Source organism: Agrobacterium sp. 20P9.1.2, assembly GCF_057799395.1.
In genome coordinates this window covers 437,280-448,828 of the sequence record NZ_JBYOKI010000001.1, presented here as the reverse complement: position 1 = coordinate 448,828, position 11,549 = coordinate 437,280, and the positions used below count along the sequence as shown (strand labels likewise).

Genomic DNA, 11,549 nt, shown 5'->3' with positions numbered 1-11,549 from the left:
CACCACTTTTCAACCGGCTGCCGCAAGAGACATCTCTTGCTTGAGAGACTGGCCACGAGACGCGCCGACAACCGCATCCACATCCAGAATGAGAGCCACACGACCATCACCGAGGATGGTTGCGGCAGCAATGCCCGGAACGTGGGTGTAGTTGGCTTCCAGCGACTTGATCACGACCTGACGCTGACCCTGGATGGCATCCACCATCAGAGCGCGCTGGCCGCCACCTTCCGATTCCACCAGAAGGGCAACACCGTCGACTGGGTTTGCCTGGGTGGCGCGGAAGTTGAGAATGCGGCCGACATCCACCAGCGGGCAGAAGGAGTTGCGGATGGAGATGAGGCGCTGGTTGGAACCGAAGGAGTGAATGTTCACGGCTTCCGGCTGCAGCGTTTCGACAATCGCCGTCAAAGGAACGACGAGCGTCTGACCGGCAACCGTCACCACCATGCCGTCGAGAACGGCAAGCGTCAGCGGCAGGCTCATGGTGAAGGTCGAGCCGAGGCCCGGACGCGAGGTGATGCTGATGCGGCCACCGAGTGCCTGAATCGAGCGCTTGACCACGTCCATACCGACGCCGCGACCCGAAATATCGGAAATCTTGTCGGCGGTGGAGAAGCCAGGTGCGAAGATCAAGTTGTCGATTTCTTCATCCGTCAGGTTGGCATCGGCAGCGATCAGGTCGTTGTCGATGGCCTTCTGGCGAACGCGCTCGCGGTTGATGCCCGCGCCATCGTCCTGAAGTTCGATGAGAATACGGCCCGAGCGGTGCTTTGCTGTCAGCTTGACGGTGCCTTCCGGGTTCTTGCCGGCGGCTTCGCGCTTTTCAGGCGTTTCGATGCCGTGGTCGACGGCATTACGGATCATGTGCGTCAGCGGTTCGGCCAGCTTGTCGATGACCGTCTTGTCCACTTCGGTGTTTTCACCCTCGGTGATCAGGCGGATCTGCTTGCCGATCATGTCGGCCACTTCGCGGACGATACGCGACATGCGCTGGAAGACAGGCTTCACCGGCTGCGCGCGGATGGCCATGACGCTATCCTGAATTTCGCGCGTCAGCTGCTGAAGTTCTTCCAGACCCATGTTGACGGCGGATGTGCCGGTCGTGTCGTTTTCGATCACGCTCTGCGACAGCATCGCCTGGTTGATGACGAGTTCGCCGACGAGGTTGATCAGGCGGTCAACGCGGTCGAGGTCGACGCGGATGGTCTGACCGGCGCTTGCATTGGCGGCGTTGGCAGCCGCTGCAGCGGCAGCCGGTGCTTCCTTCTTCTCGGAAGCGGCAGAAACGGTGCGCGTGACTTCGGTCGCGGCAACGGCTGTTGCAACGGTCTTTGCAGCAGTCGTCTCGTCTGCGGCATCAGACATGACGGCGGGTTCGTCGGCGACTTCATCCAGAACCGAAAGATCGAACGGCACCGGTATCATCGGCAGTTCTTCTTCAGGCGGGGTTTCCTCGACGATCTCGGTGATTTCCAGATCGCAATCCCACTCCGCAAACTCGAAAACGGTGCGGATGCCAGCGGCACCCTTGTCCGTCTTGATCGTGATCTTCCACTGGAAATATGCAGCTTCCGGCTCGATGTTTTCGAGCGGCGGCAATGCGGTCATGTCGCAGTTGATGCTCATCTCGCCGATGCGCGAGAGGTCGCGCAGCAGAAGCGCGGATTCATTGCCCTTGGTGTAGAGCGATGTCTGCGGCTTGAAGACGACGTTAAAGGACGGCGTTTCCATGAGTGGAACCGTGTCGTCTTCAAAGTCGCCGAAGGAGAAGGCGACGGGCTGGAAGCCACTGTCGTCGGTTGGGGCCGGTGCTGCGGCAACCGGTGCTGGTGCTGCGGCTTTCGGTGCTGCCGGTTCCGAGGCTGCACCGGGCGAAACCTTTTCGCCATTGGCAAGCGCTTCCAGTTCCTTGACCAGTCCGCGCGTGCGGCCTTCCTCGACGCTGCCACCATCACGGGCGGCATTGGTCAGATCGGCCAGAACGTCGGCCGATTTCAGCATGACCTTCAGAACGTCCTGATCGGGCTCGAGCTTGTTCGAGCGCACGCAATCCAGAGTCGTTTCAAAAACGTGGGCGAAAGCCACGAGATCTTCGAGACCGAAAGCACCCGCTCCACCCTTGATGGAATGAACGGCACGAAACACAGCATTCACGGTTTCCGGGTCGCGGTCGCCGTCGTTCAATTTCAGAAGACCCGATTCCAGTTCGGCGAGCTGTTCCTCGCACTCCTGGAAGAAGATTTCTTTGATTTCGTTCATATCCATCGTGAGTGGTCCCGTATCAAGCAGTTACGCGTTCAATGGCATCGATCAGCTTTACAGGATCGAACGGCTTGACGATCCAGCCGGTCGCGCCTGCCTGGCGGGCACGATTTTTCTTCTCGGCATCGCTTTCGGTGGTCAGCACGAGGATCGGGATCGCACGGTATTTTTCGTTGCGGCGAACGCCTTCGATAAAGCCGAAGCCATCGAGACGCGGCATGTTGATATCCGTGACGATGACGTCTGGATCGCAGCCCTCGAGAACTTCAAGTCCTTCGACGCCATCTTCCGCCTGGATCGTTTCGAAACCCGCATTATTGAGCGTGACCAGCAACATGTTGCGGATCGTTCTGGAATCGTCGACGGTCAGAACCTTCTTCTTCATTTCTATGCCTCCTTCGGGAGCATATGATCGATGTCTACGCCGATCAGTTTAAGGGTTTTGTCAAAGGCATCCGATGCCTTGGAAAAAGTGAATGGTTTGCCATCGGCTTCCCAAGCCTTGATGCCAGCCATCAAGACCTGGGCGCACTGTACGCCCACGCGCTCGACCTCGGAGGCATCCACCGCAAGCGGGGCACCCCTCATTTCCATCAGTTTTCCGTGCAAGACGGATGCCTGATTGAGGTCCAGCACCGGTGACAGTTTCAATGTCGACTGCGCTGCTTTCCTGCCTGCCATCAAATCACTCCTTGGCGTCTGAATTGTTGCTGCACGTAGCCGTAATCCATGCGTTCCTCGCGCAAGGGTGCCACGTTTTGCTGATGCTGATACTGTCTCGTAACCGGCTCTGCCGCCGCGTGCATCTGGCGGGCAATGCGAAATTCGCGCACCGTCCGGCCCAGTTCGAGAATAACCGTGTGCAGATCGTCGGCCTCTTGCGCCGTCGTCGTCAGGCGGCTGGCGGCGCGATCCGACTCCGCGCCAATCGAGCCGAGTTCGACCGCGACCGTCTGGAGGCTGGTGACGTTTTCGTCGGTGCGGCGGGCAACATCGCCGATCATATCGCTGACGCCGGAGACCTGACGAACCACGCCGCCAATGGCTTCCTGCGTGCGGTTGACCATCCGCACGCCCGCATCGACTTGCGTCTTGGTGCCGTTAACGAGGTTCTTGATTTCCCGTGCCGCATCCGCAGAGCGCTGCGCCAGCGCGCGCACTTCCTGGGCAACGACGGCAAAGCCGCGACCGCTTTCGCCCGCACGCGCCGCTTCGATACCGGCATTGAGCGCTAGCAGATTGGTCTGGAAGGCGATCTCGTCGATGGAGCCGATGATACGACCAATCTGTTCTGCGGATTGTTCGATACCGGCCATGGCGCTTATCGCCTCACCGACAGCCGTGCCGCTTTCGGTGGCCGCATTGCGTGCCTGCAAGACCGCGCTTTCGGCTGCGGAAATGCGCTCGCTGCTGGTGCGGACTTCGCCGATGACGGAGCCGAGTGAATCGGCAGCGCTGGTGAAGCGTTGCGCCTGCTGGGAGGAAGCGGAGGCCATGGCCCTGCCCTCACCCGCCAGTCGTTCGGTGGCGGCATGCGCATCATGAATGCCCGCTTGAGCAGCGGACATGGAGGCCTCGATCTTTTCCAGCGCGCCATTGAAGGCAGCTGCCAGATCGCGGTAGGCCTCAGGGATATCGCCAGTAATGCGTGCCGTCAGGTCGCCTGCGGCAAAGGCGTTGAGCGCATCGCCCAACAGGCGCTTGGCACCCGCCTGATCGTCTTCGCGCTGCTTTGCCAGTTCCTGATTGTGGCGAATACGCAATTCGTTGAAGCGTAGCGACACCGCAATCTCGGTATCGACCATGACAAGCCGCACCACGGCTTTGACGGCCTCTGCCAGTTCTTTCTGGCGCTTGCGGTTGCCGGGCAGAAGCGAACGTGGCGCATGATCGGCAATCAGGCCGCCGAGAAGATTTTCCAGCACGACGGCATGCCCGGCAACGTGCCAGCGCGGGTCGAGACCCATGCGGCTTTCCGTATCGGACAGAACCTTGATGCGTTCGGCGTAGACCGCGTCGAAGCGGGCATCCGTCAAGACACCCCAATGGGCGCTTTGAAGATCATGCAGCCGGTCGAGCTGGTTTTCGCTTTCGAAGGAGGGAGAACAGTCGGGCATGGACTGGAAACGGACCATCAGGTCGCGCAGGCCCGCCTTGACGTGGGGCTCCAGCATGGTGCGGTAACGGCGCAGCAGATCGCACTGGTCTTGGGTAAGACCAGCAAAACGCAAACGCCCACCCAGGCTGCCGCCTGTGGCCTTTCGCGTTTGATCTGTTGGCAATTCCTGCCCCAAGCGCCGTCCCCAACAACTTCGCCGGATGAGACCGGCCAATGACCGATTGAGAATGCCAGTATCCGGGGGGATATTTCACGAATATGCGCACCACTGATGGTGCGCACCGACGCTGCTGAGCCTTCTGCAATCAAAGAAATACCGGATCAGTCCCGGTACGGCAGGGCGGCGTCATGCCTGGAAGGAGATTCACTATCCCCATTCCGCCGTGAAATACGTCCAATCTTTATGGTTAATTCCTTGCTCGAAAGTTAAGAAACCACTGCAAGTCTTGGAAATGCTAAAAATTGTTATGCAATTTAACCTTTGATTACCTCTACCACGCGCTCAACCCATTCGGGAATCGAGCTTTTTAGAAAAGATTTCTTATTTTTAAGGGTGCCGCGCTGGACAATTGCAACACCGTTCCCCTAAAACAAAATGACACAATATTCGCTTCCATGGTGATGTTTCAACGAAACGCTGACGACGACTAAGGAGACACGATTTTGCCATGGATGGGGAAAAGCCGATGGGCCCCGTGTCATTCCACAAGGCTGATCAATGTCTTCGTCGCGGGCATGCTCGTTTTCATGGGAATTCATGCCGCAGCCAACGCGGCCCCGGCTCTGAAACCACATCGTCTCGAACGTTCGCATCAACCTGAAGAAACCCAGCAGTCGCCATCACTGGCCGGACTTGGATGCGAAGACCGAGAAGCGCTGGTGCATTTTTGCCAGCAGTCGGCCCATCACGACTTTGTTTATTCAAGTTTATCGGTTTCAGCACTGGTAACGGACTATACGAAGGCCCAAATCGCCTTTGAAGACATGCACCTCCAGACGCATGGTTTTCGCCTCACCGGAACGGTCTCGCCTCGCGGTCCACCCCGAACAAGCTCATAGCCGTCGCGGCCAATTTCTCCGTCTCATCTGATGGAACTGGCGAAGCTGACGGGCACACGAACCGCCAAAACTTAACGCCAGAGAAAATTGCCAGCCTGTATGAGACTTGAAGTCCTTCTTCCGATTCTGATTGCCCTACCCTTCATCGGCAGCGTCATAACCGCCATGATGCCGAGAGATGGCGCGGCCCGCGCACCTGCAGCCGTCGCCGGTGGCATCGCTCTTTTCGGCCTCGTCGCCACCATGTTTCTCTATACCAGCGTCAAGGGCGGCGCGGTCATCAAATATGATGTGGAGTGGCTTCCCCAGCTCGGCCTCAACTTCACGCTTCGGTTGGATGCCTTCGCCTGGATGTTCATCATCCTCATCACCGGCATCGGCCTGCTGGTGGTGCTTTATGCGCGCTATTACATGTCGTCGGACGATCCCATTCCGCGCTTCTTCGCCTTCCTCCTGTCCTTCATGGGCTCGATGCTGGGTATCGTGCTGTCCGGCAACGTCATTCTCCTGTCGATTTTCTGGGAGCTGACGAGCGTCTTCTCTTTCCTTCTGATTGGCTACTGGCACCACAACGCAACCGCCCGCGATGGCGCGCGCATGGCCTTGACCGTAACGGGCATTGGCGGATTCTGCCTGTTGGCAGGCTTATTGATCCTTGGCCATATGGCGGGCAGTTACGATCTGGACGATATCATCGCCAAGGGTGCGGATATCAGGGCGCATTCGCTCTACGTTCCGGCGCTGGTCCTGATCCTGATCGGCGCACTCACGAAAAGCGCGCAGTTTCCCTTCCATTTCTGGCTTCCCAATGCCATGGCAGCCCCGACGCCCGTGTCGGCCTACCTGCACTCCGCGACCATGGTGAAGGCTGGCGTCTTCCTGCTGGTGCGCCTCTGGCCGGTTCTGGCAGGAACGCCGGAATGGTTCTGGCTGCTCGGCTTCTGCGGCATCATTACCCTGCTGCTTGGCGCCTACTTCGCCATGTTCCAGCAGGATTTGAAGGGACTTCTGGCCTATTCCACCATCAGCCATCTCGGCCTCATCACCACGCTTCTGAGCCTCGGAAGCCCGCTCGCAGCTGTTGCGGCCATCTTCCACATGATGAACCACGCCACCTTCAAGGCATCGCTCTTCATGGCCGCCGGTATCATCGACCACGAGACCGGGACGCGCGACATGCGGCGTTTGAGCGGGCTTTATCGCTTCTTACCCGCAACGGCGACGCTTGCCATGGCGGCCAGTGCGGCTATGGCCGGTGTTCCCCTGTTCAACGGCTTCCTGTCGAAAGAAATGTTCTTCGCCGAATCCGTCGAAACCCATGCGGACTCTCTGTTGGACAAGGCGCTTCCCTATGTCGCGACCCTTTCGGGTGCATTTGCGGTCGCTTATTCGCTGCGCTTCATCCACACGGTCTTCTTCGGCCCGCCCCCGCACGATATTCCCAATCCGAAGCCGCATGAACCGCCGCGCTGGATGCGTTTTCCCATCGAGTTTCTGGTTCTTGCCTGCCTGATCGTCGGTATCGTTCCGAGCCTGTCCATCGGTCCCTTCCTGCATTCGGCGGTGCTTTCGGTGCTTGGTCCGCAGACGCCGGTTTACAGCCTGTCGATCTGGCACGGCTTCAACGTTCCCCTGATGATGAGCCTTGTTGCTCTCGTCGGTGGCGTGGCGATCTATGCGGCGCTTGGCGGATATTTCGCCCGCTGTGAAGACGGCCCTCCGGTCTTCCGCCATCTGCGCGGCCAGCGTATTTTCGAGCGCATCATCGTCACCGTGTCCTGGAAATGGGCGCGTTGGCTGGAAAGCACGCTTGGTACCCGCCGTTTGCAGCCGCAGCTGCGCATGCTGATTCTCGTTGCGCTGATTGCCGGCTTCTCACCGCTGGCAGCTTCGGAATTCTCGCTGACACTGCCCAGCGTGACGACCTTCGATCCGATCTTCGCCATTCTCTGGGCCATCGGCATGATTGCGGCCATGGGCGCTGCGTGGCAGGCGAAGTACCATCGTCTCGCCGCTCTGGTCATGCTGGGTGTCGCCGGTCTCATCACCTGCCTGACCTTCGTGTGGCTGTCGGCACCGGATCTGGCGATCACGCAGCTGCTGGTCGAAATCGTCACCCTCGTTCTCATCCTGCTCGGCCTGCGCTGGCTGCCGAAGCGCATGGAGAAGGTGGACAATAACACCGAACTTCCGGCCCAGCTTCGTCGCGGTCGGGATTTCCTGCTTGCGGTCGCCTGCGGCATCGGCATGAGCGTCATCGCCTTTGCCGTCATGACGCTGCCGGTTCCCAACACCATCGCCAATTACTTCCTGGAAAAAGCCTATTCGGAAGGCGGCGGCACCAATGTCGTAAACGTCATTCTGGTGGATTTCCGTGGCTTCGATACGCTGGGTGAAATCGCGGTTCTGGCCATTGTCGGCCTCACCGTCTTCTCCCTGCTGCGCCGTTTCCGTCCTGCACATGAAAGTATCGGCCTGCCGGAGCAGCAGCTGATCCAGAACGCGTTCGATGCGGAAAGCCCGGAACGGAGCAAGGGCGATACGGTTCGCGATTATCTGCTGGTGCCATCGGTCATCATGCAGTGGATGTTCCCCGTCATCGTCACCTTCTCAATCTTCCTGTTCATGCGCGGACATGATCTTCCTGGTGGCGGTTTCTCGGCAGGCATCACCATGGCGGTGGCCTTCCTGCTGCAATATCTTGCCGGTGGCACCCGCTGGGCGGAAGACCGCATTCGCATTCTGCCGCTGCGCTGGATGGGCTTCGGTCTGTTGATGGCAGCATCGACGGGCATGGGCTCGTGGTATCTCGGCTACCCGTTCCTGACATCCTATTTCCAGTACACGGAGCTGCCCTATATCGGCAAAATGCCGACAGCCACGGCATTGCTGTTCGACCTTGGCGTCTTCGCCCTCGTCGTCGGCGCAACCGTTCTTATTTTGATAGCATTGGCGCACCAATCGCTGCGTAACTACAAGGTACGTACGCCCGACGCCGCAAAAGCGGAGGAAGCGTAATGGAACTCATTCTAGCCATCGGTATCGGTGTGATGACCGGCTCGGGCGTGTGGCTCATCCTGCGTCCACGGACCTATCAGGTCATCATCGGCCTTTCGCTTCTGTCCTATGCCGTCAATCTCTTCATTTTCGGCGTGGGCGGCATCAAGACCAATGCGCCTCCCCTGCTGCTTGACGGGGTCATCACCTCGACGCTGACGGACCCCGTGCCGCAAGCACTGGTGCTGACGGCCATCGTCATCGGTTTTGCAACGACGGCGCTCTTTCTCGTCGTGCTACTCGCCGCACGCGGCCTGACCGGCACCGACCATGTCGACGGGAGGGAAACGAAGTGAATTTCCTGCCTTCGCACATCGTCGTCGCACCCATTCTGGTGCCGCTGATAACAGGTGCTATTCTGCTGTTCATCGATGAACGCAAGCGCACCACCAAGGCGGTCGTCAGCGTTGTCTCGACCTTCCTGCTGCTTGCCGTGGCCATCGCCCTGTTCGTGGAGGTCAATTCCACCGTTAACACCGAGGTCGCCGCTGTCATCTCGACGGGCGTCTACCTGCTCGGCAACTGGCCAGCGCCTTTTGGTATCGTGCTGGTGGCGGACCGCCTGTCCGGGCTCATGGTGCTGCTCGTGGCGCTGTTGGCCATACCCTCGCTCATCTATTCGCTGGCGAAGTGGCACAAGGCGGGTGCACATTATCACTCGCTGTTCCATCTGATGCTGATGGGTGTCAATGGCGCGTTTCTGACGGGCGATTTGTTCAACCTTTTCGTCTTCTTCGAAGTCATGCTGGCAGCCTCCTACGGTCTGCTTCTGCACGGTTCCGGGCAGTTGCGCGTCAAGGCTGGCCTGCATTACATCGCCATCAATCTGGTTGCCGCCCTGTTCTTCCTGATCGGCGTCAGCCTCATCTATGGCGTCACCGGCACGCTCAACATGGGCGATCTTGCCCAGCGTATCGCAGGCCTCAATCCAGACCAGCGAATGCTGCTGGAAACGGGCGCCGCCGTGCTGGGCATCGCCTTCCTCGTCAAAGCGGGCATGTGGCCTTTGAACTTCTGGCTACCTTCAGCCTATACCGCCGCATCCGCACCGGTTGCCGCCATCTTCGCCATCATGAGCAAGGTCGGCATTTACGTCATTGCACGGCTGTCCTTCCTGCTGTTCGGCCAGACGGCAGGTGAATCTGCCGGGTTCGGGCATGATGCGCTGCTGGTGGGTGGCATTGCCACCATCGTCTTCGGCACTATCGGCGTTCTCGCGTCGCAGGCGCTGGGCCGTCTGGCAGGCTTTTCGGTTCTCGTGTCATCCGGCACGCTGCTGGCCGCCATGGGTACCGGTAACCCCACGGTCGCTGCGGGCGCGCTCTACTACCTTGTCTCCTCCACGCTCACCATCAGCGCTTTCTTCCTGCTGATCGAGCTTGTGGAACGCGGGCAGGATGCCGGTGCCAACGTGCTGGCCGTGACCATGGAAGCCTATGGTGACGGCGAGGAGGACGAAGAAGAAGACGAAGTCGGCGTCACCATGCCCGGCACCATGGCGGTTCTCGGCACCTGCTTTGCCGCCTGCGGCATTCTTCTCGCCGGTCTGCCGCCGCTGTCGGGCTTCATCGCCAAATTCTCCATGCTATCCGCCATCCTCAATCCCTCCGGACTTGGCGCGGACGACAGCGTATCGACCCTCTCCTGGTGGATCGTTTTCCTTATCGTCTTCTCCGGTCTCGCTGCGCTTATATCCATGACGCGTGCGGGAATCCGCACCTTCTGGGGTTCGCTGGAAGGCACGGTGCCTCGCGTTCTCGTCATCGAAATCGCACCCATCCTGCTGCTTCTGGGCATGACTCTGGCGATGACGGTCGCTGCTGGTCCGATCATGCGCTACATGCAGGAAACGGCCCGTATTCTTGATCTTCCTGAAAGCTATATCCAGGGCGTGATGACGGCACCGCGTGCTGTCAGCGGAGAGGGAGCAGCACCATGATATCCCGAGTTCTCCCCTACCCGCTGCTGACGCTTTCGCTGATCATTTTCTGGATGACGATCAACAGCTTTTCGCCCGGCCATTTACTGCTTGGAACCGTGGTGGCGATGGTCGCCTCCTGGGCCATGGCGTCGTTGCGCCCGCCCAAACCGCGCATCCGCAACTGGCATCTGGTCGTGAAGCTGATTGTCATCGTGCTTTACGATATCATCCGCTCCAACATCGCGGTTGCCTTCATCATTCTGTTCAAGCGTGACCGGAAGGTCAAATCGGGCTTTCTGACCATCCCGCTCGACCTGCGAGACCCAATGGGCCTTGCGGCTCTGGCCGTGGTGCTGACGGCAACGCCGGGCAGCGCATGGCTGGAATATAATTCGTCGCAGGGCACGCTTCTCATCCACGTTCTGGACGAGGTCAGCGATGCGTACTGGCAGCACCTCATCAAGAGCCGATATGAAAAAATGCTGATGGAGATATTCGAATGAGTTCGGTTATCCTTTTCTGGTCGTTTTCGATCGCACAATTGTTCCTGGCCATTGCCATGGCCATATCCGTCTATCGCATCGCCATCGGCCCGCGCGCGCAGGACCGCGTGCTGGGTGTGGATACGCTTTACGTCAACTCCATGCTGCTGGTTCTGACCTTCGGGCTTCGCACCGGAAACGACGTCTATTTCGCAGCCGCCCTGTTGATCGCCATTCTCGGCTTCGTTTCCACGGTGGCCCTTTCGAAATTCATGATGCGCGGAGAGGTGATCGAATGAGCGACGTTGCAGAATTCCCCCTCTGGGCTTCGATCCTCGTCGCCTTCTTCGTACTTCTGGGTTCATCGCTGGCGCTGATCGGCACCATCGGCTTTGCCCGGCTGCAAAGCTTCTATGAGCGTCTGCACGCCCCAACACTCGGCACCAGCTGGGGCACGGGCGGCATCGTCATGGCGTCGATCATATATTTTTCCGTGTCTGGCCAGCGCCCGGTCTTCCACGAAATCTTCATCGGCATTTTCATGACGGTAACCACGCCCGTCTCGCTGATGCTTCTGGGCCGCGCCGCGCTCTACCGTGACCGCGCCGAGCAGAATCCAAACAGCCGCCAGAGCCTGTAAGATTAC

The 11,549-nt window shown here is 59.2% G+C and carries 10 protein-coding genes; 6 read left to right on the top strand and 4 right to left on the bottom strand.

Annotation, left to right across the window (positions count from 1 at the left end):
* Positions 1 to 9: 9 nt before the first annotated feature.
* The 4 genes from AC27VJ_RS02170 to AC27VJ_RS02155 are packed head-to-tail and all read right to left on the bottom strand — an operon-like array spanning position 10 to position 4,547.
* Positions 10 to 2,268, bottom strand: coding sequence for a chemotaxis protein CheA (locus tag AC27VJ_RS02170; RefSeq protein ID WP_488682636.1), 2,259 nt, complete (start codon positions 2,266 to 2,268; stop codon positions 10 to 12).
* Positions 2,269 to 2,284: 16 nt separating this feature from the next.
* Positions 2,285 to 2,650: a chemotaxis response regulator CheY1 gene (cheY1, locus tag AC27VJ_RS02165; RefSeq protein WP_113089695.1), complete on the bottom strand. Its 366-nt coding sequence runs from the start codon at positions 2,648 to 2,650 to the stop codon at positions 2,285 to 2,287.
* 2 nt (positions 2,651 to 2,652) lie between these two features.
* Entirely contained in the window at positions 2,653 to 2,946 is a 294-nt protein-coding gene (locus AC27VJ_RS02160; protein ID WP_113089694.1) for an STAS domain-containing protein, read from the bottom strand.
* Positions 2,946 to 4,547, bottom strand: a complete 1,602-nt coding sequence (locus AC27VJ_RS02155) for a methyl-accepting chemotaxis protein (protein ID WP_488682635.1) — start codon at positions 4,545 to 4,547, stop codon at positions 2,946 to 2,948. The genes AC27VJ_RS02160 and AC27VJ_RS02155 overlap by 1 nt, the downstream gene beginning before the upstream one ends.
* 995 nt (positions 4,548 to 5,542) lie before the next feature.
* On the opposite strand from AC27VJ_RS02155, the gene AC27VJ_RS02150 reads away from it, so the two are divergent.
* Genes AC27VJ_RS02150 through mnhG form a run of 6 tightly spaced genes read left to right on the top strand, consistent with a single transcriptional unit; the run spans position 5,543 to position 11,543 of the window.
* The gene (locus AC27VJ_RS02150; protein ID WP_488682634.1) at positions 5,543 to 8,461 is read left to right on the top strand and encodes a monovalent cation/H+ antiporter subunit A; all 2,919 of its coding nucleotides are present in this window, start codon (positions 5,543 to 5,545) and stop codon (positions 8,459 to 8,461) included.
* Positions 8,461 to 8,796, top strand: coding sequence for a Na+/H+ antiporter subunit C (locus AC27VJ_RS02145; RefSeq protein WP_062586443.1), 336 nt, complete (start codon positions 8,461 to 8,463; stop codon positions 8,794 to 8,796). Before AC27VJ_RS02150 ends, AC27VJ_RS02145 begins: the two co-directional genes overlap by 1 nt.
* Positions 8,793 to 10,439, top strand: a complete 1,647-nt coding sequence (locus AC27VJ_RS02140; protein WP_113089691.1) for a monovalent cation/H+ antiporter subunit D — start codon at positions 8,793 to 8,795, stop codon at positions 10,437 to 10,439. Before AC27VJ_RS02145 ends, AC27VJ_RS02140 begins: the two co-directional genes overlap by 4 nt.
* Entirely contained in the window at positions 10,436 to 10,924 is a 489-nt protein-coding gene (locus AC27VJ_RS02135; RefSeq protein ID WP_162727895.1) for a Na+/H+ antiporter subunit E, read from the top strand. Before AC27VJ_RS02140 ends, AC27VJ_RS02135 begins: the two co-directional genes overlap by 4 nt.
* Positions 10,921 to 11,202 carry a K+/H+ antiporter subunit F gene (locus tag AC27VJ_RS02130; protein ID WP_113089690.1) on the top strand — a complete coding sequence of 94 codons (282 nt, stop codon included), beginning with the start codon at positions 10,921 to 10,923 and terminating at the stop codon, positions 11,200 to 11,202. The genes AC27VJ_RS02135 and AC27VJ_RS02130 overlap by 4 nt, the downstream gene beginning before the upstream one ends.
* Entirely contained in the window at positions 11,199 to 11,543 is a 345-nt protein-coding gene (gene mnhG, locus AC27VJ_RS02125) for a monovalent cation/H(+) antiporter subunit G (protein ID WP_488682633.1), read from the top strand. Before AC27VJ_RS02130 ends, mnhG begins: the two co-directional genes overlap by 4 nt.
* Positions 11,544 to 11,549: the final 6 nt, after the last annotated feature.

What these genes read in the sequence shown, in the direction of transcription:
- AC27VJ_RS02170 (WP_488682636.1), bottom strand. Translation starts at nt 2,268, where the DNA reads ATGGATATGAACGAAATCAAAGAAATCTTCTTCCAGGAGTGCGAGGAA.
- cheY1 (WP_113089695.1), bottom strand. Translation starts at nt 2,650, where the DNA reads ATGAAGAAGAAGGTTCTGACCGTCGACGATTCCAGAACGATCCGCAAC.
- AC27VJ_RS02160 (WP_113089694.1), bottom strand. Translation starts at nt 2,946, where the DNA reads ATGGCAGGCAGGAAAGCAGCGCAGTCGACATTGAAACTGTCACCGGTG.
- AC27VJ_RS02150 (WP_488682634.1), top strand. Translation starts at nt 5,543, where the DNA reads ATGAGACTTGAAGTCCTTCTTCCGATTCTGATTGCCCTACCCTTCATC.
- AC27VJ_RS02145 (WP_062586443.1), top strand. Translation starts at nt 8,461, where the DNA reads ATGGAACTCATTCTAGCCATCGGTATCGGTGTGATGACCGGCTCGGGC.
- AC27VJ_RS02135 (WP_162727895.1), top strand. Translation starts at nt 10,436, where the DNA reads ATGATATCCCGAGTTCTCCCCTACCCGCTGCTGACGCTTTCGCTGATC.
- AC27VJ_RS02130 (WP_113089690.1), top strand. Translation starts at nt 10,921, where the DNA reads ATGAGTTCGGTTATCCTTTTCTGGTCGTTTTCGATCGCACAATTGTTC.
- mnhG (WP_488682633.1), top strand. Translation starts at nt 11,199, where the DNA reads ATGAGCGACGTTGCAGAATTCCCCCTCTGGGCTTCGATCCTCGTCGCC.